This is a genomic window from Citrobacter sp. RHB21-C05 (assembly GCF_013889015.1).
GTDB lineage: Bacteria > Pseudomonadota > Gammaproteobacteria > Enterobacterales > Enterobacteriaceae > Citrobacter_A > Citrobacter_A sedlakii.
The window spans coordinates 1,843,607-1,867,861 of the sequence record NZ_CP057611.1; the positions used below are offsets into that span (position 1 = coordinate 1,843,607).

Below are 24,255 nucleotides of genomic sequence, written 5' to 3' on the forward strand. Positions count from 1 at the left end.
ATGAAAGTTAATGGACTGATATATATGCTGTTTTTACGTCAATCACCCCTCTGTATGAACAAGCGTAACGCCAGTGGTTGTTTTCCGCGCCGTAAACTAAATTTCTGATTATCGGTTTGTTTTCTGAACGTGTGCGAACTTTCTCGCTACGTCGGTGCTGGCTTTCGTCAACGTGACGGTATTTCGGAGGTGGAGTCATGAACACATTTTCTCGGTTCCTGGGTATAGCTGGCATTTTTCTTGTTCCCTTGCCTTCGACGATGGCGGTAACCAGCAGCGGCACGGTCGGGGTGTCACTGACGTTAACCAATGGCTGCCTGATAAACGGCTCGCCCAGTCAGAACGGTATCAACTTTGGTACGTTGAATTTCGGGACGCATCCCGCCACCTTTTCTGAACTGACCACCCAGCTCACCGGCGCCGCAGGGGGCAACAGTTTTGGTATCCAGTGCACCACCACCGACTACACCGTACAGATTACCGGTAATACCAATTCTTCCGCGCCGGGCTCGGTGGTCGGTACGCCGGGAACGCCAGCCCGTTATCTGGTGAACGCCGCGAATACCACTCAGGGCGTGGCGTACAGCCTCTACAGCGACAGCGGCTTCAATAACGTGATCGCTAACAATACTCCTATTCCTAAAGTCTCCACTACAGCCGGGGTCGATAACTATACGATCTTCGGTCGGATCCAGGGCGGTGGTAACAGCGTGACCGTGGTTCCCGGTACGTACACGGACACCATCAACGTCAGCGTTATTTACTGATACGTCTCTTTAAATGAGAACACGGTTCAGGCGCTTCCTGTGGGGAGGCGGGGGAAAGCGACGACTTTTTTTGACGGTTCTCGCGCTGATGGCTTTCCCGGCCTATGCCATTACCACGCAATCCTTTCAGGTGAATGCCACCATCGTGCCGGGCTGTTCGGTTACCACGGGGAGCGGAGCGGCGATGGGGAATCTGAACTTTGGCAGCTACAGCGGCGTGGAGAACCGCCAGGTGAACGCCCAGTTTGTGCCAAACGCCGCGCTGGCGCTGGCCTGTACGCCAGGCGTGGCGCTGAGCATGACGGTGGATGGCGGACGCTATTACGGTACGGTGCGTAATATGCAGCGTGACGGCGGGACGCAGCGCGTGGGGTACCGTTTGTACCGTACCGCCTCGCTGGCGGCGAACAGTGAGATTGGCGTCAACCAGCCGGTCTCTGTCACCTATACCAACAGTAACAATATTGCGCTACCGCTGTTTGGCGTCGCGTTTTTAACGGGTTTTAGCCCGGCAGGTAATTATTCAGATCAGCTTACGGTGACCTTGTCATGGTAGCGAAGGGAGAAGTGAAATGAAGGTGCGAACGTCGTTCGGACTGTTGTCGGTACTCACGGCAGCACTGGCCTCACCCGGGGCCAACAGCGCCGCCACAATACTGCTGTGGCCCATCGATCCCTGGCTGGCGGCGGAGAATAATGCCACCGAACTGTGGATCCAGAATCAGGGCGACACGCCCACGACGATGCAGGTACGCATTGTGCGCTGGCAGCAGGAAAATGGATATGAACGCTATAAGGCCCAGCAGGAGGTGGTCGCCAGCCCGCCGATTGTCCGTATCGAAAAAGGCAGTAAGCAGCTCATTCGACTGATTAAACAGACGACCGTTCCTGCCGGTGTGGAGCAGGCTTACCGGATCATCGTGGACGAGATCCCCCAGCCGGACCCCGTCAGTACACCCCAGATGGGACTGAAGGTGCAGATGCGCTATTCGCTACCGCTGTTTGTTTACGGACAGGGGGTGCAGACCTGGGCACAAGGGGAACATCACGCGCAGGTGAAGCCTTCGCAACTGCACTGGCGGGTGGTGCGCAGCGAAGGGCAACCACAGCTGGAAGTGCGCAATGACAGTGACGTGCATGTCCGGCTGAGCAAAGTGTCACTGCAACAGGGCGGGTCTCAACACACGATGGCCGAGGGGCTGCTCGGGTATGTGTTGCCGGGGAGTTTCCGCCGCTGGCCGTTACCCACTGGCGCAACCCGTCCGGACCGATTAACCGCGGCAATCAACGCGCAGGACGGCAAATGGTTGTCTGGTCCCGCCAACTAAGCGGCGTGTTTGTGACGGCCATACTGACCACCAGCGGGCTTTGCCGCGCCGGGAGCGGCGATGATGTATTGCCGCCGCCACCGGATGCGCGCGCGCTCGATCGGCAAACGGTTTTTCATCTGGCGCTGGTTGTTAACCATTACGAGACGCAAAAGGTGGTGGCGGTAACCCGGCGCGGCGGCGACTTCTTTGTCGCCAGCGCCGATCTGCAACAGGCTGGCCTGCCTGCCGAACAGCTGGCGGCGGGGGAGGTGAATCTCTCCCGGATGACGCAGGTGAAAGTGGATTACGACAGCAGCGGTCAGCGACTGCTGCTCAGCGTGCCGCGCGAATGGTTACCGGTACGCAGCACGCCGTTTGGCGGTGAATCCCCGACGTCTGTGGCGAGAAACGGCAGCGGGGCGTTGCTGAATTACGACGTATACGCCAGCAGTACCCAGGATGGCGACAGCCAGGCCTCCGTCTGGCATGAGCTGCGCTTTTTTAACGATGCGGGTTCGCTCTCTTCAACCGGGTACGTGCGACAAAATCTGGCGGGGGACGATGACTGGCAGGATGGCTATGTGCGTTACGATACGGTTTTTACCGCAACCCATGAGGAAAATGCGACCCAGTGGCAGGTGGGGGATGTGATTACTGACGCCCTGAGCTGGAGCAACAGCGTCCGCGTCGGCGGGATCTCCTGGGGACGCGACTTCTCGCTGCGTCCGGATCTGGTGACCTGGCCGCTACCGGCATTCTCCGGTGAAGCCGCGGTGCCGACCGCTGTGGATCTATTCATCAACGGTTATCGCGCGGGGTCGACTGAGCTGCAGCCCGGGCCGTTTACGCTGACGAACCTTCCTTATATAAACGGTGCGGGAGACGCGGTGCTGGTCACCCGTGACGCGCTTGGCAGACAGGTCAGCACCACCTTACCGTTTTATGTCGCCAGCAATTTGTTGAAATCGGGCGTCAGCGACGGCGCCGTTACGCTCGGCAGCCTGCGGCGCAACTACGGCATTGATAATTTTGATTACGGCCCGGCGGTGGGCAGCGCGAGCTATCGCTATGGCTTCAATGACGCTCTGACGCTCGAAGGTCATGGCGAAGGCGCCGAAGAACTGGCGCTGGGCGGGGTGGGCGCACTGGTGAAAGTGGGCCGCTTTGGCGTTGTGAACGGCGCATGGACGGAAAGCAAAATGCGCGGTCACCACGGTAATCAGCTTAACTGGGGGTATCAGTACAGTACCGCAGCCTTTAGCGTCGCCACGCAACATTCCCGCCGCGAGCGCGGTTTCGGCAACCTGGCGTTATATGACCAGACCGCGCTGGTGGATGACGACAACCGCCCGCTGGCCTCTTTAAGTCAGCGCAGCGATCAGTATTCGTTAACCGTTAATATGGGAACCTTCGGCAATATTGGCGCGGCGTGGATTGGCATCCGCAGCTTCGACGCGCAAAAAACGGAGCTGCTCAATCTCTCCTGGAGCCGCAATTTATGGGGAAGCAGCAGTATCTATCTGGCTGCCAGTCGTGACAACCAGCAGGGTGACTGGACGCTGGCAATGTCGGTGCAAATTCCACTGGGCGATCGCGACAGCGTGGCGCTGAGCGCCGAGAAAACGCCGGATGCCGGGCAGACGCAGCGTATCAACTATAACCACTCGATGCCGACGGACGGCGGGTTCAACTGGAATCTGGCGTGGGCGCGACAGACCCAGGCGCGAAACTACCAGCAGGCGACGCTGGGCTGGCGCAATAATAACGTTGAATTACAGGGGGGCGCTTACGGCGAAAGCAACGCCATGACCTGGTGGGGAGAGGCGATGGGATCGCTGGTGTTGATGGAAAATCAGCTGTTCGCCGCCAATAAAATCAACGATGCATTTGTGGTGGTCAGTACTGACGGTCAGCCTGAAGTGCCGGTGAACTATGAGAACCAACCGGTCGGCAAAACCAATGAGAACGGCTTTTTGCTGATAAGCGGCGTATCCGCTTATTATCCTGCGAGCTACAGCATTAATACCCTCAACCTGCCCGCGGATACCCGCCTGAAGGAGACCGAGCGCAAAGTCGCGCTACGTCGTCAGAGCGGTTATCTGGTCGATTTCCCAATGGAACAGGAGCGGGTGGCCAGCGTGATTTTGCACGACGCAGAGGGGCAGCCGCTGCCGCTGGCAAGCCAGGTGCTGCGCGACAACAGTGCGCCTGCGGTGGTGGGATATGAGGGTATCGTCTGGCTGGAAAATCTTGCCGAGGTGAACCGACTCCGGGCGATAACCCCGGCCGGAGAGCATTGCACGGCCATATTCACTCTTGCGCCTAATCCCGGGCATAAGCTGCAAACCTACGGGCCGCTGGTCTGCCGTAAGGGGGCGCCATGATGGGACGGGCGTTGTGGGGGATCCTGTTTCTGCTGGTTACGCCGGGGGCCTGGGCCGCCTGTGCCGTCACCACCACCAGCGGCGCGTTTGGCAGCGTGTCATCTTTTACCGTGAACAGCAGCGAGCAGGCCACCAGCGCTAATCTCGTGGTCCAGTGCGACGTGGTGTTGGGATTGTTGAACAACGATACCATCACTCTGACCTATACTGGCGCGACGCTTTCGGTCAGCAACAGAGCGGCTCTCAGGCGAAGCGATAACGCAGCGGTGACGGATGCCATTCCGGTACGCATGTGCGCGCAGTCCGGTTGCGCCAGCAACAGTGAGATCCCGATTGGCGGCAGCTACACCTGGAGCGGCAGTTCATTGCTGGCGCTGTTAGGCTCTTCACGCTTTACCCTGCCGCTTTACTTCCGCACCCTTACGGGCCAGAACGTTAGCGCCGGGCCGTATCAGGTGACGCTTAACTTCAGCGTCTATTTTAATGTCTGCCAGGTGGGGGCGCTTGGCTTATGCGTTACCGCGCAAACCGGCACGGTGGCGGCTAACCTGCAGGTAAACCTGACCGTCACCAATGACTGTATTACCCTTACTGCGCCGAACGTGAACTTTGGCAGCGCGCCGCTGGTGAACAATTTTCCCGCCGTCTCGCAGGCGGTGGCGATCACCTGTACCAAAGGCAGCGCCTACACGGTAGGCATCAATAATGGCAGCTATGCCAACGGCAATGTACGCAACATGGCAAGCGGTAATAACCGTCTGAGCTATGAAATTTATAAGGCAGGCACCACCAGCCGCTGGGGAAGCGTCGGCGGCGATCGCTGGGCCAGCAGCGCGTCGTCTTCTCTTAGCAGCGACGGCCTGCTGCGCACCTACAACTACACCGCCAGAGTGTTAACCACGCAGACCACACCGCCCGCCGGGACCTACACCGACACGGTGGTTGTGGATATCGCCTTCTGATCTGTTTTTCCCTTTCGCAAACGTAAAGTTCTCAACCGGGTTGCCGATAACGTTGATAACTCGTTTTAAGGAAGGTGCCTTATGTTTAACCGTATCCGCGTTGTCACAATGCTGATGATGGTGCTTGGGGTTTTCGCACTGCTACAGCTTGTATCCGGGGGGCTGCTGTTTTCATCTTTACAGCAGAACCAGACCAGTTTTGTTATCTCAAACGATCTGCGCCAGCAGCAAAGCGAACTGACCTCAACATGGGATCTGATGCTGCAAACGCGTATTAACCTTAGCCGCTCTTCCGCTCGCATGATGATGGATGCGGCGAACCAGCAAAGCAGCGCCAAAACCGAATTGCTGAAGAATGCGAAAAATACCCTCGCGCAGGCCGCGGTGCACTATAAGGCATTTAAAGCGATCAGTCCGCTGCCTGACATGGAAGAAGCCAGTCTTGAGGTGGAGGCGAAGTACCAGGCCTACTTTGCGGCGTTAACCGAACTGGTGCAGTTTCTGGAAAGCGGCAACATGGACGCCTACTTTGCCCAGCCGACTCAGGGAATGCAAAACGCGCTCGGCGAAGCGCTGGGCAAGTATGCCAGCGTCAGCGAAAAACTTTACCGCCAGGCCTTTAATGAAAGCGCCCGCGATTATCAGTTCGCCCAGTGGCAGCTTGCCATTCTCGCGGTCGTGCTGGCGCTGATTCTGGTGGTGGTGTGGTACGGCATCCGTCACACCTTGTTGAATCCGCTGGGGCGCGTCATTGCGCATATCCGTGATATCGCCAGCGGCAATTTAACCACTACCCTGACCGTGGCTGGACGCAATGAGATTGGCGAACTGGCCGACAGCGTCGATCACATGCAGCGTTCGCTGGTTGAAACCGTCACGCAGGTGCGGGAAGGGTCCGACGCCATCTATGCTGGCACCAGCGAGATTGCCACTGGCAATACCGACCTCTCTTCGCGAACCGAACAGCAGGCTTCGGCGCTGGAAGAGACCGCCGCCAGCATGGAACAACTGACCGCCACCGTGAAACAGAACGCCGACAATGCCCGCCAGGCGTCGCAACTGGCGCAGAGCGCCTCGGAAACGGCCCAGCACGGCGGCAAAGTGGTGGATAACGTTGTTAAAACGATGCACGACATTGCCGACAGTTCGAAGAAAATCGCCGACATCATTAGCGTGATCGACGGTATTGCGTTCCAGACCAATATCCTGGCGCTGAACGCGGCGGTTGAAGCGGCGCGCGCCGGTGAGCAAGGCCGTGGGTTTGCCGTGGTTGCCGGAGAGGTGCGTAATCTCGCCAGCCGCAGCGCGCAGGCGGCAAAAGAAATCAAAGCGCTGATCGAAGATTCAGTGGCGCGTGTGGATACCGGCTCGGTGCTGGTCGAAAGCGCGGGTGACACGATGAATGACATTGTTAACGCGGTGACCCGGGTGACTGACATCATGGGGGAAATCGCCTCGGCGTCCGACGAGCAAAGCCGCGGTATCGATCAGGTGGCGCTGGCGGTGTCGGAAATGGATCGCGTGACGCAGCAAAACGCCGCACTGGTACAGGAGTCCGCCGCTGCCGCCGCCGCGCTGGAAGACCAGGCCAGTCGCTTAACCAGAGCGGTGTCGGCGTTTCGTCTCGCCGCTCGCCCATATACCACGCAAAAAACCGAAGAACGCGCCTCTGCGCCGTCGCCTCGCGAGCCGCAGAAGGCATCGCCCGGCGCTGAACCCGACACCCACTGGGAAACATTTTGACGGCAAATAAACACGTTGTAACACACCAAGAATCGGCGCCGCAGCAGGCGGCGCCCGTTGTATCCTGAATGTGATTGAGAAGGCGCTATGACATCATCTCTGCCCAACGGGCAAACGTCATTATTGTTACAGATGACACAGCGCCTCGCGCTGTCCGACGCGCACTTTCGTCGAATATGTCAGTTAATCTATCAGCGCGCGGGGATCGTGCTGGCGGACCATAAGCGGGATATGGTTTATAACCGCCTGGTTCGCCGTCTGCGTACGCTGGGGCTGGATGATTTTGGTCGCTATCTCAGCATGCTGGAAGCGAATCAAAACAGCGCGGAATGGCAGGCTTTTATCAACTCGTTGACCACCAACCTGACCGCCTTTTTTCGCGAAGGTCATCACTTTCCGGTGCTGGCTGAGCACGCCCGCCGTCGCAATGGCGAATACCGGGTGTGGAGCGCGGCGGCGTCAACCGGTGAAGAACCTTACAGTATCGCCATTACGCTGGCCGATACGTTAGGCACAGCGCCAGGGCGCTGGCGGGTCTTTGCCAGTGATATCGACACCGAAGTGCTGGAAAAAGCCCGCAGCGGCATCTATCGGCTTGATGAGTTAAAAACCCTGTCGCCACAGCAACTGCAGCGCTATTTCATGCGCGGCACCGGCCCCCATGAAGGGTTGGTGCGCGTGCGCCAGGAGCTGGCAAGTCACGTGGAGTTCGCCGGGATAAACCTGCTTGACAAACAGTACAACGTACCGGGGCCGTTTGATGCGATTTTCTGCCGCAATGTGATGATCTATTTCGATAAAACGACGCAGCAGGACATTCTGCGCCGTTTTGTTCCCCTCCTTAAGCCTGACGGCCTGCTGTTCGCCGGGCATTCAGAGAACTTTAGCAACCTCGTGCGCGACTTTAGCCTGCGCGGACAGACGGTGTATGCGCTGAGTAAGGATAAAGCATGAGTAAAATCAGGGTGTTATCGGTTGATGATTCCGCGCTAATGCGCCAAATCATGACTGAAATTATCAACAGCCATAGCGATATGGAGATGGTGGCAACCGCACCCGATCCGCTCGTTGCCCGTGATTTAATCAAAAAATACAACCCGGACGTTTTGACGCTGGACGTCGAAATGCCGCGGATGGACGGCCTCGATTTTCTTGAAAAATTGATGCGCTTGCGTCCGATGCCGGTGGTGATGGTGTCATCGCTGACGGGGAAAGGCTCCGAAGTGACGTTGCGCGCGCTGGAGCTGGGGGCCATTGATTTTGTCACCAAGCCCCAGTTAGGGATCCGCGAAGGGATGCTGGCCTACAGCGAGATGATTGCCGAAAAAGTGCGCACCGCGTCGCGCGCGCGGTTGGGCGCGCATAAGCCACTGGCCGCGCCAGCGACCCTGAAAGCCGGGCCGTTGCTCAGTTCAGAAAAGCTGATCGCCATTGGCGCGTCGACGGGCGGCACCGAAGCGATTCGTCACGTGTTGCAGCCGCTGCCGCTTTCCTGCCCGGCAGTGATTATTACGCAGCATATGCCGCCGGGTTTTACCCGTTCGTTTGCCGAGCGTCTGAACAAACTGTGTCAGATCAGCGTGAAAGAAGCGGAGGACGGCGAGCGCGTGCTGCCAGGACATGCCTACATCGCGCCCGGCGATAAGCACATGGAGCTGGCGCGCAGCGGGGCAAACTATCAAATCAAAATTCATGACGGGCCGCCGGTTAACCGGCACCGGCCGTCTGTGGATGTGCTGTTTCATTCGGTGGCGAAACACGCGGGGCGCAACGCCGTGGGGGTGATCCTGACGGGGATGGGCAACGACGGCGCCGCCGGAATGCTGGCGATGCACCAGGCGGGCGCCTGGACGATTGCGCAGAATGAAGCAAGTTGTGTGGTGTTCGGCATGCCGCGCGAGGCCATCAATATGGGTGGCGTGAGCGAAGTGGTCGATCTCAGCCAGGTAAGCCAGCAGATGCTGGCGAAAATCAGTGCCGGACAGGCAATACGTATTTGACTCAGGAGTAATTTTTTATGGCGGACAAAGAGCTTAAGTTTCTGGTTGTGGATGACTTTTCCACCATGCGTCGCATCGTGCGTAACCTGCTTAAGGAACTGGGATTTAACAACGTCGAAGAGGCCGAAGACGGCGTGGACGCATTGAATAAACTGCAGATGGGCGGCTTTGGTTTTGTCATTTCTGACTGGAACATGCCGAATATGGACGGTCTGGAACTGTTGAAAACCATTCGCGCAGACGGCGGCATGTCTTCATTGCCGGTACTAATGGTGACGGCGGAAGCGAAGAAAGAGAACATTATCGCCGCGGCGCAGGCCGGTGCCAGCGGCTACGTGGTGAAGCCGTTTACCGCCGCGACATTGGAAGAGAAACTCAACAAAATCTTTGAGAAACTGGGCATGTAAGGGGCGGACAATGATGCAACCAACCATGAAACCCGTAGATGAACACTCTGCCGGGGATATTATTGCGCGCATTGGCAGCCTGACCCGTATGCTGCGCGACAGCCTGCGGGAGCTGGGTCTGGACCAGGCCATCGCCGAAGCGGCAGAAGCCATTCCGGACGCCCGCGACCGTCTGGACTATGTGGTGCAGATGACCGCCCAGGCCGCCGAGCGCGCGCTGAACAGCGTCGAAGCTTCACAGCCGCACCAGGACGAAATGGAGAAAGGGGCGAAAGCGTTAAGCAAGCGCTGGGACGCGTGGTTTGAAAACCCGATCGAGCTGGCAGACGCCCGGGAACTGGTGACCGACACGCGCAAATACCTGAGCGATGTGCCGGAACACACCAGCTTCACTAATGCGCAGTTGCTCGACATTATGATGGCGCAAGATTTCCAGGATCTGACCGGTCAGGTGATCAAGCGCATGATGGATGTCATCCAGGAAATTGAACGTCAACTGTTGATGGTGCTGCTGGAGAATATTCCGGAGCAGGGCGCGCGACCGAAGCGTGAAAACGACAGTCTGCTCAACGGTCCGCAGGTGGATACGACCCGGGCGGGCGTGGTCGCCAGCCAGGATCAAGTAGACGACCTGCTGGACAGCCTCGGTTTTTAACCAGGTCGCCCGATGGCGTCACGCCATCGGGCTTAATGACAGATTAGCTGCGACTGCATTGCTATCCGCTTATCCTCCTTAACGGCATAAACCCGACCTTTTTTGCCGTTTACTCTGCCCATTGGCGGCAGGCGCTTCTGGCATCATTCTCGCTCATAAGCCCATCCAGGATCTGATGCGTGTCTGAAGAGAACGACGACAAAACAGAAGCCCCCACACCCCACCGACTGGAAAAAGCGCGGGAGGAAGGGCAAATCCCCCGATCCCGGGAGCTGACTTCTCTGCTGATTTTGTTAGTGGGGGTCTGCATTCTCTGGATTGGCGGCGCGTCGTTGGCAAGGCGCCTGTCGGGAATGCTGTCGGCGGGGCTGCGATTTGATCACAGCATGGTCAACGACCCCAATCTGATCCTCGGGCAAATCATCCTGTTAATAAAAGAAGCGATGATCGCGCTGCTGCCGCTTATCACCGGCGTGGTGCTGGTGGCGCTGATCTCGCCGGTGCTACTCGGCGGGCTGGTGTTCAGCGGCAAATCGCTACAGCCGAAATTTTCCAAACTTAACCCGCTGCCGGGCATTAAGCGTATGTTCTCCGCGCAGACCGGCGCGGAGTTGCTGAAGGCGATACTGAAATCGTCGCTGGTGGGCGGCGTGACAGCGCTTTATTTGTGGCATAAGTGGCCGGAGATGATGCGCCTGATGGCGGAATCGCCGATTACGGCGATGGGTAACGCGCTGGATCTCGTCGGACTCTGCGCATTGCTGGTGGTGCTCGGTGTGATCCCGATGGTCGCCTTTGACGTGATCTTTCAGATCTTCAGTCACCTGAAAAAGCTGCGCATGTCGCGTCAGGACATCCGCGATGAATTCAAACAGAACGAAGGCGACCCGCACGTGAAAGGGCGTATCCGTCAGATGCAGCGAGCGGCGGCGCGCCAGCGCATGATGAGCGACGTACCCAAAGCGGATGTCATTGTCACCAACCCCACCCACTATTCGGTGGCGTTACAGTATGACGAAAACAAAATGAGCGCGCCGAAAGTGGTCGCCAAAGGGGCGGGACTGGTGGCGCTGCGCATTCGCGAGATTGGCGCGGAAAACAAAATCCCCACGCTTGAAGCGCCGCCGCTGGCGCGCGCGCTCTATCGCCATGCTGAAATTGGTCAGCAAATACCCGGTCAACTGTACGCCGCCGTGGCGGAAGTGCTGGCCTGGGTCTGGCAGCTTAAACGCTGGCGTCTTGCTGGCGGGGAACGTCCACCACAACCTGCAAATCTTCCGGTGCCTGAGTCACTGGATTTTATGAACGAGAAGACTACCGATGGCTAATCTGGTCGCGATGTTGCGCCTGCCCAACAACATGAAAACCACGCAATGGCAGATCCTTGCCGGGCCGATCCTCATCCTGTTAATTCTGTCGATGATGGTACTGCCGCTACCCGCGTTTATCCTCGATCTGCTGTTTACCTTTAACATTGCGCTGTCGATCATGGTGTTACTGGTGGCGATGTTTACCCAGCGTACGCTGGAGTTCGCCGCCTTCCCGACCATCCTGCTGTTCACTACCTTACTGCGTCTGGCGCTGAACGTGGCGTCCACCCGTATCATTCTGATGGAAGGACACACCGGCGCGGCGGCGGCAGGGAAGGTGGTCGAAGCGTTCGGGCATTTCCTGGTGGGGGGCAATTTCGCCATTGGGATCGTGGTGTTCGTCATTCTGGTCATCATCAACTTTATGGTGATTACCAAGGGCGCCGGGCGTATCGCTGAGGTTGGCGCGCGCTTCGTGCTAGACGGCATGCCGGGTAAACAGATGGCGATTGACGCCGACCTCAACGCCGGACTGATTGGCGAAGATGAAGCGAAAAAACGTCGCGCCGAAGTGACCCAGGAAGCGGACTTCTATGGTTCTATGGACGGGGCGAGTAAATTCGTTCGCGGCGATGCCATCGCCGGTATTTTGATCATGGTGATCAACGTGGTCGGCGGTCTGCTGGTCGGTGTGTTGCAGCATGGCATGAGCATGGGCGATGCGGCGGAAAGTTATACGTTGCTGACTATCGGTGACGGCCTGGTGGCGCAGATCCCGGCGCTGGTCATTTCGACCGCTGCGGGCGTGATCGTCACCCGCGTCAGTACCGATCAGGACGTGGGCGAGCAGATGGTGGGGCAGCTTTTCAGCAACCCCAGCGTCATGCTGCTCAGCGCAGGGGTTCTGGGCCTGCTCGGGCTGGTGCCGGGCATGCCAAACCTCGTTTTCCTGTTGTTTACGGCGGCGCTGTTGGGGCTGGCCTGGTGGATCCGTGGCCGGGAACAAAAAGCGCCCAGCGAACCGCAACCCGTAAAAATGCCGGAAAACAATTCGGTGGTGGAAGCGACGTGGAACGACGTCCAGCTTGAAGATTCGCTCGGTATGGAGGTGGGCTACCGCCTGATTCCGATGGTCGATTTCCAGCAGGATGGCGAGTTGCTCGGGCGCATCCGCAGTATCCGCAAGAAATTCGCCCAGGACATGGGCTTCCTGCCGCCAGTGGTGCACATTCGCGACAATATGGATCTGCAACCGGCGCACTATCGTATTCTGATGAAAGGGGTGGAGATTGGCAGCGGCGACGCGTATCCGGGGCGCTGGCTGGCAATCAACCCGGGAACGGCCGCGGGTACGCTGCCAGGCGAGCAAACCGTGGATCCGGCGTTTGGCCTGGATGCAATCTGGATCGAAAGCGCGCTGAAAGAACAGGCGCAGATCCAGGGCTTTACGGTGGTGGAAGCCAGTACCGTCGTGGCGACGCACCTCAACCATTTGATCGGCAAATATGCCGCCGAACTGTTTGGCCGTCAGGAAGCGCAGCAGTTGTTGGATCGCGTCTCCCAGGAGATGCCGAAACTGACTGAAGATTTGGTCCCCGGCGTGGTCACCCTGACCACGCTGCATAAAGTGCTGCAGAATCTGCTGGATGAAAAAGTGCCGATCCGCGATATGCGCACCATTCTTGAAACGCTGGCGGAACATGCGCCGCTGCAAAATGATCCCCATGAACTTACCGCCGTGGTGCGCGTGGCGCTGGGGCGCGCAATTACACAGCAGTGGTTCCCCGGTAGCGATGAAGTCAGCGTTATTGGCCTGGATACGGCGCTCGAACGCTTGTTGTTGCAGGCGTTGCAGGGCGGCGGCGGTCTGGAGCCTGGGCTGGCCGATCGCCTGCTGGCGCAAACGCAAGAGGCGCTGTCTCGTCAGGAGATGCTTGGCGCGCCGCCAGTGTTGTTGGTCAACCATGCGCTGCGCCCATTGCTGTCGCGCTTTCTGCGTCGCAGTCTGCCGCAGCTGGTTGTCCTGTCGAACATGGAGCTTTCCGACAATCGTAACATTCGCATGACCGCAACCATTGGAGGTAAATAATGCGCAGACTTCTTTGGCTGTTGCTGTTCCCGCTGGCGGCGCAGGCCGCCGGGGAAGGCGCATGGCAGGCCAGCAGCATCGGCATTACTTTAAACCATCGCGGTGAATCCGCCTCCTCGGCGCCGCTTTCCGCTGGTCAGCCGGTGTCCGGGCTGATGACCCTGGTGGCCTGGCGTTATGAGCTGAATGGCCCGACGCCCGCCGGTTTGCGGGTGCGCTTATGCTCCCAGTCGCGCTGCGTCGAGCTTGATGGACAAAGTGGGACAACCACCGCTTTTAGCAACGTGCCTGCCGTGGAGCCGCTGCGTTTTATCTGGGAAGTACCCGGTGGCGGCCGTCTGATTCCCGCCCTAAAAGTACAGCGCAATCAGGTAATTGTGAACTACCGCTAACGGTTATTTCCTCATCAGGCGGCAACGTAATGTGCTGCCTGACTCGCATTTTTGACCCCCTCTTTTGATTCAAAAGAAACGCTGTTTTATAAATCGGTGACACGCGTTGCCGGTCTCTTTGCGTTTTTGCCATTTCGCCAGGACAGGTGGCAAAAACGAAAAGGTATCCCGCCTGGTAAGCTTTTACTGTAGCCGTGTAAGTACTCCCTCTGGCGTAGCCACAGGTCGGAGTCCCCCAACTGATTGCAGGGTTAACGGCAATGAAAACACGTAAAATTGGATTGGCGAATTATTTAGCCTACGGTTCAGGCGATTTTTTAGGTGCAGGCACCACGGCGCTCACAGCCGCCTGGTTACTGTATTTTTATACGACGTTTTGCGGTCTTTCGCCCATCGAGGCGACGTTTATCTTTGCGGCGGCGAGGGTGCTGGACGCAGTCGTCAGCCCACTGATGGGCTTTCTGACGGACAACTTCGGCTCAACCTGGCTGGGTAAACACTTTGGCCGCCGTAAATTCTTTATTTTGCTGGGGATCCCATGTGTCTTTAGCTACTCATTAATGTGGGTGGGGGATATGGGGTTCTGGTACTACCTGCTGACCTACCTGATTTTCGATATCGTCTACACCATGATCCTGGTGCCATATGAAACGCTGGTGCCGGAAATGACCGATGATTTCAAACAGAAAACCAAATTTTCCGGCGCGCGTATTTCCATGGCGCAGATGTCCGCGATCCTCGCTTCCTTCCTGCCGGGTATCCTGTTGACCGCGTTTGGCAAAGACAACCCCATCTCCTTTTTCTACGCCAGCCTGGTGTTCTCGGTGCTGTGCGCCCTGATGCTGACGTTCGTCTGGTTCTTCACCTGGGAGCGTCCACGCGAGGAATGGACGGAAGCAGCGCTACGCGCGGAAGAAGAGAAAAAGAGCCTGACGTTCAGCCAGAGCATGCGCCGCCTGTTTGTTGAGCTGAGCTCTACGTTGCGGATTAAAATTTTCCGCCAGCATCTCGGCATGTATCTGGGCGGCTACATCGCGCAGGATGTTTTCAACGCGGTCTTTACCTATTACGTGGTGTTCGTCCTGATGCAGGAAGCGTCGATGGCGTCAAACCTGCTTGGCACCATGGCGATTTTCCAGTTTATCGCGGTTATCGGCATGATCCCGCTGTGCATCCGCTTCGGACCTGCGCCTTCTTACCGGATGGTGGTGGTGCTGTTTGGTCTTAGCTCACTCTCTTATGCCCTGCTGTATTACGCCGGATTAAGCGATATTTATTCCCTGTTGCTGCTGGTGTCCGCCATTGCTGGTCTGGGGCGTGGGGGGATTAACTATGTGCCGTGGAACACCTACACCTACATTGCCGATGTGGATGAAGTGATTACCGGTCAGCGTCGTGAAGGGATCTTCGCCGGGATCATGACCCTGACGCGCAAAGCCTCGCAAGCTGGAGCGGTCATGCTGGTGGGGATTGTCATGCAAACGTCTGGTTTCGTTTCCGGGCAAAGCACCCAGCCGGAGGCGGTCAGCCACACCATACTGTTAATCCTCAGCTGCGGTACGCTGCTGGTGCTGGCCTGCGGTTTCCTGGTCTCTCTGCGTTTCAAACTGAATTTGCAAACCCACAGCACGCTACGCGAAGAAACAGCGAAAATGCGTGAGTCGGGCCGGGCGATGCCGGAGAACATCACGCCGCAGGCGCGCGCCACCGTCGAGATGCTGTCGGGTCTGCCGTATGAATCACTTTGGGGTAACAACAATATTGGTTACCTGAATCGTAATAAACCTGCTGCACCCTCGCTCAAGCGGGCAGCAACGTTGAATTCGACTTATAACAGAGGTTAGAAATATGAAAGTTTGGCCCGTCAAACATAGCGCGTTACTACGACAGCCGGAGCGTTTTATCTCCCGGGAAGAGCTGAAGGGTTTGATTCAGACGGTGACGAACAATCTGGTCAACATCAAGGACGAGACTGGCCAATTCCTGCTACGCCTGGATGACGGACGTGTGATTGACACAAAAGGGTGGGCAGGATGGGAATGGACGCACGGCGTCGGTCTGTATGGAATGTATCAGTATTATCAGCAGACCGGTGATGAGTCGATGCGCGACATTATCGACAATTGGTTCGCCGACCGCTTTGCGGAAGGCGCCACCACCAAGAACGTAAACACCATGGCGCCGTTCTTAACGCTGGCGTATCGCTATGAGGAGACGCGTAATCCGGCGTACCTGCCCTGGCTGGACAGCTGGGCGGAATGGGCGATGAATGAAATGCCGCGTACCGACCATGGCGGAATGCAGCATATCACGCTGGCGGAAGAGAACCACCAGCAGATGTGGGACGATACGCTGATGATGACGGTGTTACCGCTGGCGAAAATTGGCAAGTTGCTCAACCGGCCGGAATATGTCGAAGAGGCAACCTATCAGTTCCTGCTACACGTCCAAAACCTGATGGACAGGGAAACCGGCCTGTGGTTCCACGGCTGGAATTATGACGGGCACCATAACTTTGCCAACGCCCGCTGGGCGCGCGGCAACAGCTGGTTGACCATTGTGATCCCGGATTTCCTGGAACTGGTCGATCTGCCGGAAAACAATGCGGTGCGTCGTTATCTGGTGCAGGTTCTGAAGGCGCAAATCGCCGCGCTGGCAAAATGCCAGGATGAAAGCGGACTGTGGCATACGTTGCTGGACGATCCGCAGTCCTACCTGGAAGCGTCTGCGACAGCGGGTTTTGCCTACGGCATACTGAAAGCGGTACGTAAACGTTATGTTGGCGCGGAATATGCCGGGGTTGCGGAAAAAGCCATTCGCGGCATTGTGCAGAATATCTCGCCGGAAGGGGAGTTGTTGCAGACCTCCTTCGGGACCGGAATGGGCAGCAATCTCGATTTCTATCGTGCGATCCCGCTCACCTCTATGCCGTATGGCCAGGCGATGGCGATGCTGTGCCTGACGGAATATCTGCGGAAATATTTCTGATTCAGAAGTAAAAACAAAACCCGGCGATAGCCGGGTTTATTCTGCTGGTAACCTTTTATTTTGCCAGTGTCATTCTCGTAAGGAATTACATCCGCTCTACGGTTTCGATACCCAGCGTATCGAGACCCAGCTTCAGGGTTTTAGCGGTCAGCAGCGCCAGTTTTAGCCGGCTGTTGCGCACATCGTCGTTCTCTGCGCTCAGAATCGGGCAATGTTCGTAGAAACCGGAGAACAGACCTGCGACATCATACAGATACGCGCACATGACGTGTGGCGTCCCTTCACGCGCGACAACGGTCAGCGTCTCTTCAAACTGCAACAGACGCGCGGCCAGCTGCGCTTCGCGATCTTCGCTAAGCACCACTCTCGCGCTGGCAAGGGCGCGCTCATCCAGACCAGATTTACGGAACACCGACAGTACGCGGGTATAGGCATACTGCATATACGGCGCAGTGTTACCCTCAAAGGCCAGCATGTTGTCCCAGTCAAAGATATAGTCGGTGGTGCGGTTTTTCGACAGATCGGCGTATTTCACCGCACCGATACCGACGGCGTTCGCCAGTTTCTCCAGCTCGTCGGCGGGCATATCCGGGTTCTTTTCCGCCACCAGACGGCGGGCGCGCTCAAGCGCTTCATCCAACAGATCGGCCAGCTTGACGGTGCCGCCAGCGCGGGTTTTGAACGGCTTGCCGTCTTTACCCAACATCATACCGAACATGTGGTGCTCCAGCGGGACGGAATCCGGAACGTAGCCCGCTTTACGGACGATAGTCCATGCCTGCATCAGATGCTGATGCTGACGGGAGTCGATGTAATACAGCACGCGGTCAGCATGCAGGGTCTCATAACGGTATTTGGCGCAGGCGATATCCGTGGTGGTGTACAAATAACCGCCATCTTTCTTCTGAATGATAACCCCCATCGGTTCGCCTTCCTTGTTTTTATACTCATCAAGGAATACCACGGTGGCGCCTTCGCTTTCGACGGCCAGACCTTTGGCTTTCAGATCGGCCACGATGCCCGGCAGCATGGGGTTGTACAGGCTTTCACCCATCACATCATCGCGGGTCAGCGTGACGTTCAGGCGATCGTAGGTGATCTGGTTCTGCGACATGGTGATGTCGACCAGCTTGCGCCACATTTGCAGGAAATAGTCGTCGCCGCCCTGCAGTTTTACCACGTAGCTGCGCGCGCGCTCGGCAAAGGCTTCATCTTCGTCGTAGTGTTTTTTGGCTTCGCGATAAAAACCTTCGAGGTCCGCCAGCGCCATTTCACCGGCGTTTTCCTGTTGCTGTTTTTCCAGATAAGCGATCAGCATCCCGAACTGAGTGCCCCAGTCGCCTACGTGGTTCGCACGAATCACATGATGACCAAGAAACTCAAGGGTACGCACCGCGGCGTCGCCGATGATGGTGGAACGCAGGTGGCCGACATGCATCTCTTTCGCGACATTTGGCGCGGAGTAATCGACCACCACGGTCTGTTTCTCCGGCTTCGCTACGCCGAGGCGATCTGAGGTCAGCGCTTGCTCCACGCTTTCAGCGAGAAACGCGGGGTCGAGGAAAATATTAATAAAGCCCGGGCCAGCGATTTCAACCTTACTGGCGATACCGCTGAGATCCAGATGAGTCAGCACCTGCTCGGCCAGTTGTCGCGGCGCCATGCCCAGTTTTTTCGCCACCGCCATCATGCCGTTGGCCTGATAGTCGCCGAACTGTACTTTTGCTGACTGACGAACCTGCGGTTCGCAATCCGCAGGCGCGCCTGCGGCAATCATGGCCTGACTGACTTTTTCTGAGAGAAGAGCCTGAATATTCACCTGAATACCTTACGTTGATGAAGCGGGTTGAAATTTACCGCCGCAGTTTAAGAATCAAGGGCGGGAGTATACTGCAAATGGCCCCTTGCGTCAGCACTGCGCGGCCTGAACAACGTGCAGAAAATAAGCGATAAAAGCGTGCATAACCATGCATTCGGCAAATCCCGCAATCTGCGGTTGGTTGTGTCGGACCAACAGAGTAAATTAGCGGCTTTGAAACCTGTTAAGAGCTGACATTATGGCGAACTGGCAAACCCTCGACGAACTGCATGATATTTCCGCCGACCTCCCGCGATTCACGCGGGCGTTCACGGAACTTTCCACTCGCCTCGGTCTGGATATTACGCCGCTTGATGCCGACCATATCTCTTTGCGTTGTCATCAAAACGCCACTGCGGAACGCTGGCGGCGAGGCTTTGAACAATGCGGCAAACTGTTGTCGGAAAATATCATCAATGGCCGACCGATTTGTCTGTTTAAACTGGATGAGCCCGTCTGCGTCGCGCACTGGGCATTTAGCGTTGTTGAGCTGCCCTGGCCGGGCGATAAGCGCTATCCCCACGAAGGATGGGAGCATATCGAAATCGTTTTGCCGGGAGAGCCGGATACCCTGAACGCGCGTGCGTTGGCGCTGCTCGCCGATGACGGACTGAGCCAGCCGGGGATTGTCGTTAAAACCAGTTCACCGAAAGGCGCGCATGAGCGTCTACCGAATCCGACTCTGGCGGTTACCGACGGTCACGTCACCGTTAAATTCCACCCGTGGTCAATTGAAGCGATCGTGGCAAGCGAACAGCAGGAGTGACAATGGCATTACTTGAGATCTGTTGTTACAGCATGGAATGCGCGCGCATCGCGCAGCAAAACGGCGCGGATCGTATTGAGCTTTGCGCCGCGCCGAAAGAAGGGGGCTTAACGCCTTCGCTGGGCGTGCTGAGTACGGTTCGCCAGCAGGTGACGATCCCTGTTCATCCTATCATCCGTCCGCGCGGCGGCGATTTTTGTTATTCCGCAGGGGAGTTCGCCGCCATGCTTGAAGACGTGCGACAGGTGAGGGAGATGGGATTCCCGGGGCTGGTGATCGGTGTGCTGGATGCGGACGGCCACGTCGACATGCCGCGCATGCAGCAAATTATGCAGGCGGCAGGGCCGCTGGCCGTGACATTTCATCGCGCCTTCGACATGTGTGCTAATCCATTAAAAGCACTTAACAATCTCGCGGAACTGGGCGTCGCCAGAGTGCTGACTTCGGGACAAAAATCAGATGCGGCGCAAGGTTTATCAATAATTTTGGAACTTATTGCCCACGCCGATGTTCCAATCATTATGGCCGGAGCTGGGGTTCGTGCAGCAAATCTGCAGCGCTTCCTCGATGCCGGGGTACGGGAAGTACACAGCTCAGCCGGAACGACACAGCCCTCGCCGATGCGTTATCGCAACCCAGGGTTGTCAATGTCAGCCGATAAGCAGGCGGACGAATACTCCCGCTATGTGGTTGACGGCGCCGCGGTTGCTGAAATGAAAGGAATCATTGCTCGCCATCAGGCCAAATGATTTTTACCGTTGCATCATGTCGCCCAATATGATGCTTGCTCGTACCAGGCCCCTGCCATTAACAGGGGCCTTTTTTTCTCCTGCATATTTCAGGCTGCCGCTGTGTTGGCCGCCTTGCTGCAACCTGAACTATTTTGGCGAAAACATGCTACGAGTAGGCCGGGTAAGGCGTAGACGCCACCCGGCAAAATACTACGGCTTCGTGGCAATCAACACCGCACGCATCGGCGCCGGATAGCCTTCCACGGTTTTGCTGTGGTCGGTTGGGTCGAGGAACTGCTCCAGCGATTCGGTGATCATCCAGTCGGTGCGGCGCTGCTCTTCTGTGGTGGTGACGCAGACGTCAGCGATGCGCACGTCGACAAAACCACACTTCTCTAACCAGTTTTTCAACGCCAGCGCAGACGGAATAAAGTAGACGTTGCGCATCTGCGCGTAGCGATCACCCGGTACCAGCACGGTGTTCTCGTCACCGTCGACCACCAGCGTTTCCAGCACCAGTTCACCGTCTTTCACCAGCTGATCTTTTAACTGCCAGAGATGCTCCAGCGGCGAGCGGCGATGATACAGCACGCCCATGGAAAAGACGGTATCGAAGGCGTTAAGCGCGGGCAACTGTTCAATACCGAGCGGCAGCAAGTGGGCGCGCTGATCGTTGCCCAGCAGTTTACGAACCGCTTCGAACTGGCACAGGAACAGCTGCGTCGGGTCAATGCCGACTGCCAGATGCGCGCCTGCGCCAATCATGCGCCACATGTGATAACCGCTGCCGCAGCCCACGTCGAGAATAGTCCGCCCGGTCAGGTCGGACAGGTGCGGCAGAACGCGATCCCATTTCCAGTCTGAACGCCACTCGGTGTCAATGTTCACGCCATACAAAGAGAATGGACCTTTGCGCCATGGCATCAGGTTGCGCAGCAGGGTATCGATACGCTTGAGCTGGCCCGGGGAAAGCGGTGTTTCGCTTTCTGCCGTAACGCTGTGCAGCAGATCCAGCCGGTCAGGCGTCAGGGCCGGAAGAAACGCCACCGCGTTGGCCCATTGCTTATACAGGCCGTGTTGTTCGCGCTGCCAGGCGGCAATCTGCGCGGGCAAGGTTTCCAGCCAGTGGGAAAGCGCGTTTTTGGCAATCAGTTGATAAAAGTTACCAAAGTCGATCATGCCGGAACCTCAGCTTTCAGCGCCACCAGGGAACCAAAGTTAAAGCACTGGAACCAGAGTTCACTGTGTTCGAAACCCGCCTGGCGCAGACGCGCCTTATGGGTTTCGACCGAGTCGGTGAGCATCACGTTTTCCAGCATGCTGCGCTTCTGGCTGATCTCCAGCTCGCTGTAGCCATTCGCGCGCTTAAAGTCATGGTGCATGTTAAACAGCAACTCGCCGACTTTCGCATCTTCGAAGCTGAATTTTTCCGACAGCACCAGCGCGCCGCCCGGCATCAGCCCCTGGTAAATCTTATCCAACAACGCCTGGCGCTCAACTGGCGCAAGGAACTGCAGGGTAAAATTCAGTACCACCATTGAGGCATTTTCGATGGCGATGGTGCGGATGTCGCCCTCCACCACGTCCACAGGCGTCGGCGCTTTATACGCGTCAATATGACGGCGACAGCGTTCAATCATTGCCGGAGAGTTGTCGACGGCGATGATTTTGCAATTTTGATGTTGAATATTACGCCGCACAGAGAGCGTCGCCGCGCCAAGAGAGCAGCCCAGGTCGTAAACCTGCGTGTCAGGCTGCACAAAACGTTCGGCGAGCATGCCAATCATCGAAATGATATTGGAATAGCCGGGAACGGAGCGCTGGATCATATCCGGGAAGACTTCAGCTACCCGTTCATCAAAGGTCCAGTCGCCCAGACTGGCGATTGGCGCAGAAAAAAGCGTGTCGCGGTGAGACATAACGTAAAAATCCGGGAAAAATAAAGGGGCGTATTGTGCGCTAATGCAGGGAGAAAACCAACTCCCACGGCATATACCACAGGTTCGCCAGCACCATTAGCAACAGCGCGCACCAGGTGGCGCTCATGCCTGACCGACGCCAGCGGAACAGCCGCTGATGGAAACCGTAGTAATGCATCAGCCGACCGGCAAGCAGAATGATGCCGCACAGGTGCACCATCCACGTTTCTGCGCCGTTCATTTCCATAAACAGCAGGAGCACCATCGCGATCGGAATATATTCTACCGCATTGCCATGGATACGAATGGCGCTCTGCAGTTCGCTAAAACCACCGTCGCCATAGGCAACGCGGTACTGCATTCGCAGACGGACGACATCAAATGAAAACTTAATTAACAGCAACGCACCTAATACGGCATATAGCGCGCTTACCATACAATGTCCCTTTTTGGCAGATGGCACGCCCTTATGATAGGGGGCAATTTCAGAAAAGAGAAGATTGCTGTGGGATGGAGGGTGCTGATCCGATCACTGGCAACACCGCGCGCAAATCTTCCCACAGGGTGTCGACCAGCTCCGGCGCCTGCGCGATATCCGGGGTGTGCAAAAAAAGATACGGCGTGGTGGTTTGCTCCCAGCGTGGCAGTTTCGTCAGCCAGTCGGCGAAAAACGATTGATTCTGCGCCATATCATCGCTGCCGATGAATCTCACCATCGGAGTGTTTGCCGTCACCAGCGCATGAACCGGCACTTTCGGCTTCTTGCGTTGGGCGTCGCGTATGGCTTCGGTGTGCGGGCGCGCCGCGTGGACCGGTCGGCTGTCGAGAATAACCCGGTTAACGCCGCGCTGATGCAGACCGCTGTTCAGCAACTGTTCCGCGTCGCCTTTGGCGAAAAATTCCGGATGACGAACCTCCACGCCGTAAGTGAAGCCCTTTGGCAGCGCGTCGAGAAACGACCAGAGGGCAGGAAGGTCCTGCGGGCCAAAGGTCGCGGGAAGCTGCAGCCAGTACTGCCCGATGCGCGTCTCCAGCGGGGACAGGCGGCTAAAAAACGCATGCGCCAGATCATCACAGTGGCGAAGAGCCGCCTGATGCGAAATGGTCGCCGGAAACTTAAAGCAGAAGCGAAAATCATCCGTGGTTTGCGCGTACCAGCGTTCGACAATCTCCGCCCTGGGAAGCGCGTACAGGGTGGTATTGCCCTCCACGCAATTAAAGTGGCGGGCATACTCTTCCAGACCGTTGATCCCCAGCCGCACCCACTTGGGGTGCGACCATTGCGGCAGGCCGATGTATATCATAAGGCGCGAACGATCTCGTCCACGCTACGCACACGGGCGATACGCGGGAAGATGTGGGTCATGCTGCCCTGATGCTGTTCGGCGTTGGCCGCGCTGCAGGCGTCTTCGGCGATGATCAGGCTGAAACCCAGTTCCCAGGCGTTGCGGGCAGTTGATTCTACGCCGATATTGGTGGAGATACCGCACAGCACGACAGTGTCGATACCCCGACGGCGCAGTTGCAGTTCAAGGTCGGTCCCGTAAAAAGCGCCCCACTGGCGTTTGGTCACTTCCAGATCGCTTTCGGCTTTACCCAGCGCCTGCGGGTACGTCCACCAGTTTTCCGGCAGCGGGTGCGCGGGCGCCACGGCGTCAACGGGCTGTTTAAGCGCTTCGGCATAATCGTCGGACCAGCCAACGCGAACCATCACCACCGGCGAACCGTTGGCGCGAAACGCCTCCGCCAGGCGGGCAGCGCGCGTCACGACGTCAGTGGCGGAATGCGGGCCGCCAGCGAAGGGTAAAATCCCTTCCTGCAGGTCAATGACCACCAGGGCGGTGGTTTTAGCGTTCAGTTGCAGCATGATAACTCCCGTCGAAATTCAAAATTCCGTTACACCTTAATCGCGATTGCCCGTGTGACGGACGACAATTTTTGTTATTTTTTGTGAGAATACGCAATACCCGCGTA

At 57.2% G+C, this 24,255-nt stretch carries 23 protein-coding genes; 17 read left to right on the forward strand and 6 right to left on the reverse strand.

Annotated elements, in window-relative coordinates:
- Nucleotides 1-197: 197 nt before the first annotated feature.
- From HVX72_RS08860 to HVX72_RS08930, 15 genes are all read left to right on the forward strand, one after another.
- A complete protein-coding gene (locus HVX72_RS08860; RefSeq protein ID WP_042283919.1) occupies nucleotides 198-767 on the forward strand; it encodes a spore coat protein U domain-containing protein in 570 nt (189 codons plus the stop codon).
- Nucleotides 768-855: 88 nt separating this feature from the next.
- Complete coding sequence (locus HVX72_RS08865) at nucleotides 856-1,323, forward strand: spore coat U domain-containing protein (protein WP_229264108.1); 468 nt, start codon at nucleotides 856-858, stop codon at nucleotides 1,321-1,323.
- Nucleotides 1,324-1,339: 16 nt separating this feature from the next.
- The gene (locus HVX72_RS08870) at nucleotides 1,340-2,095 is read left to right on the forward strand and encodes a molecular chaperone (protein WP_181823020.1); all 756 of its coding nucleotides are present in this window, start codon (nucleotides 1,340-1,342) and stop codon (nucleotides 2,093-2,095) included.
- A complete protein-coding gene (locus HVX72_RS08875) occupies nucleotides 2,071-4,461 on the forward strand; it encodes a fimbria/pilus outer membrane usher protein (protein ID WP_181823021.1) in 2,391 nt (796 codons plus the stop codon). Before HVX72_RS08870 ends, HVX72_RS08875 begins: the two co-directional genes overlap by 25 nt.
- Nucleotides 4,461-5,423 carry a spore coat U domain-containing protein gene (locus HVX72_RS08880; protein ID WP_042284739.1) on the forward strand — a complete coding sequence of 321 codons (963 nt, stop codon included), beginning with the start codon at nucleotides 4,461-4,463 and terminating at the stop codon, nucleotides 5,421-5,423. The genes HVX72_RS08875 and HVX72_RS08880 overlap by 1 nt, the downstream gene beginning before the upstream one ends.
- A gap of 81 nt (nucleotides 5,424-5,504) precedes the next feature.
- A complete protein-coding gene (gene tar, locus HVX72_RS08885) occupies nucleotides 5,505-7,166 on the forward strand; it encodes a methyl-accepting chemotaxis protein II (RefSeq protein ID WP_181823022.1) in 1,662 nt (553 codons plus the stop codon).
- Nucleotides 7,167-7,253: 87 nt separating this feature from the next.
- Complete coding sequence (cheR, locus tag HVX72_RS08890) at nucleotides 7,254-8,120, forward strand: protein-glutamate O-methyltransferase CheR (RefSeq protein WP_060571384.1); 867 nt, start codon at nucleotides 7,254-7,256, stop codon at nucleotides 8,118-8,120.
- Nucleotides 8,117-9,166: a protein-glutamate methylesterase/protein glutamine deamidase gene (gene cheB / locus HVX72_RS08895; protein WP_042283903.1), complete on the forward strand. Its 1,050-nt coding sequence runs from the start codon at nucleotides 8,117-8,119 to the stop codon at nucleotides 9,164-9,166. Before cheR ends, cheB begins: the two co-directional genes overlap by 4 nt.
- 17 nt (nucleotides 9,167-9,183) lie before the next feature.
- Nucleotides 9,184-9,573 carry a chemotaxis response regulator CheY gene (cheY, locus tag HVX72_RS08900; protein ID WP_042283900.1) on the forward strand — a complete coding sequence of 130 codons (390 nt, stop codon included), beginning with the start codon at nucleotides 9,184-9,186 and terminating at the stop codon, nucleotides 9,571-9,573.
- A 10-nt stretch (nucleotides 9,574-9,583) separates the two neighbouring features.
- On the forward strand, nucleotides 9,584-10,228 hold the full coding sequence (cheZ, locus tag HVX72_RS08905) for a protein phosphatase CheZ (protein WP_042283898.1): 645 nt from the start codon (nucleotides 9,584-9,586) through the stop codon (nucleotides 10,226-10,228).
- Between the two features lie 179 nt (nucleotides 10,229-10,407).
- Nucleotides 10,408-11,556 carry a flagellar biosynthesis protein FlhB gene (gene flhB / locus HVX72_RS08910; protein ID WP_181823023.1) on the forward strand — a complete coding sequence of 383 codons (1,149 nt, stop codon included), beginning with the start codon at nucleotides 10,408-10,410 and terminating at the stop codon, nucleotides 11,554-11,556.
- Nucleotides 11,549-13,627, forward strand: coding sequence for a flagellar biosynthesis protein FlhA (flhA, locus tag HVX72_RS08915; protein WP_042283893.1), 2,079 nt, complete (start codon nucleotides 11,549-11,551; stop codon nucleotides 13,625-13,627). The genes flhB and flhA overlap by 8 nt, the downstream gene beginning before the upstream one ends.
- A complete protein-coding gene (flhe, locus tag HVX72_RS08920) occupies nucleotides 13,627-14,019 on the forward strand; it encodes a flagellar protein FlhE (protein ID WP_042283891.1) in 393 nt (130 codons plus the stop codon). Before flhA ends, flhe begins: the two co-directional genes overlap by 1 nt.
- 260 nt (nucleotides 14,020-14,279) lie before the next feature.
- Nucleotides 14,280-15,863, forward strand: a complete 1,584-nt coding sequence (locus HVX72_RS08925; RefSeq protein ID WP_181823024.1) for an MFS transporter — start codon at nucleotides 14,280-14,282, stop codon at nucleotides 15,861-15,863.
- A gap of 4 nt (nucleotides 15,864-15,867) precedes the next feature.
- Complete coding sequence (locus HVX72_RS08930; protein WP_042283885.1) at nucleotides 15,868-17,007, forward strand: glycoside hydrolase family 105 protein; 1,140 nt, start codon at nucleotides 15,868-15,870, stop codon at nucleotides 17,005-17,007.
- A gap of 85 nt (nucleotides 17,008-17,092) precedes the next feature.
- Here HVX72_RS08930 and argS read toward each other — a convergent pair whose 3' ends face one another.
- Nucleotides 17,093-18,826: an arginine--tRNA ligase gene (argS, locus tag HVX72_RS08935; RefSeq protein WP_042283881.1), complete on the reverse strand. Its 1,734-nt coding sequence runs from the start codon at nucleotides 18,824-18,826 to the stop codon at nucleotides 17,093-17,095.
- Nucleotides 18,827-19,064: 238 nt separating this feature from the next.
- Between argS and HVX72_RS08940 the strand changes: the two genes are divergently transcribed.
- Together HVX72_RS08940 and cutC are read left to right on the forward strand one after the other, a co-directional pair.
- Nucleotides 19,065-19,631 carry a VOC family protein gene (locus HVX72_RS08940; RefSeq protein WP_060571378.1) on the forward strand — a complete coding sequence of 189 codons (567 nt, stop codon included), beginning with the start codon at nucleotides 19,065-19,067 and terminating at the stop codon, nucleotides 19,629-19,631.
- Between the two features lie 2 nt (nucleotides 19,632-19,633).
- Nucleotides 19,634-20,380, forward strand: a complete 747-nt coding sequence (gene cutC / locus HVX72_RS08945; protein WP_042283875.1) for a copper homeostasis protein CutC — start codon at nucleotides 19,634-19,636, stop codon at nucleotides 20,378-20,380.
- Nucleotides 20,381-20,572: 192 nt separating this feature from the next.
- Here the strand turns inward: cutC and cmoB are convergent, their stop codons facing one another.
- The 5 genes from cmoB to HVX72_RS08970 are packed head-to-tail and all read right to left on the reverse strand — an operon-like array spanning nucleotide 20,573 to nucleotide 24,148.
- Nucleotides 20,573-21,541, reverse strand: a complete 969-nt coding sequence (gene cmoB / locus HVX72_RS08950) for a tRNA 5-methoxyuridine(34)/uridine 5-oxyacetic acid(34) synthase CmoB (protein ID WP_181823025.1) — start codon at nucleotides 21,539-21,541, stop codon at nucleotides 20,573-20,575.
- Nucleotides 21,538-22,281, reverse strand: coding sequence for a carboxy-S-adenosyl-L-methionine synthase CmoA (gene cmoA / locus HVX72_RS08955; protein ID WP_042283870.1), 744 nt, complete (start codon nucleotides 22,279-22,281; stop codon nucleotides 21,538-21,540). The genes cmoB and cmoA overlap by 4 nt, the downstream gene beginning before the upstream one ends.
- Nucleotides 22,282-22,321: 40 nt before the next feature.
- On the reverse strand, nucleotides 22,322-22,717 hold the full coding sequence (locus tag HVX72_RS08960; protein WP_042283868.1) for an MAPEG family protein: 396 nt from the start codon (nucleotides 22,715-22,717) through the stop codon (nucleotides 22,322-22,324).
- A 49-nt stretch (nucleotides 22,718-22,766) separates the two neighbouring features.
- A complete protein-coding gene (locus HVX72_RS08965; protein ID WP_042283866.1) occupies nucleotides 22,767-23,585 on the reverse strand; it encodes a DUF72 domain-containing protein in 819 nt (272 codons plus the stop codon).
- Complete coding sequence (locus HVX72_RS08970; RefSeq protein WP_181823026.1) at nucleotides 23,582-24,148, reverse strand: hydrolase; 567 nt, start codon at nucleotides 24,146-24,148, stop codon at nucleotides 23,582-23,584. Before HVX72_RS08970 ends, HVX72_RS08965 begins: the two co-directional genes overlap by 4 nt.
- Between the last annotated feature and the right edge of the window lie 107 nt (nucleotides 24,149-24,255).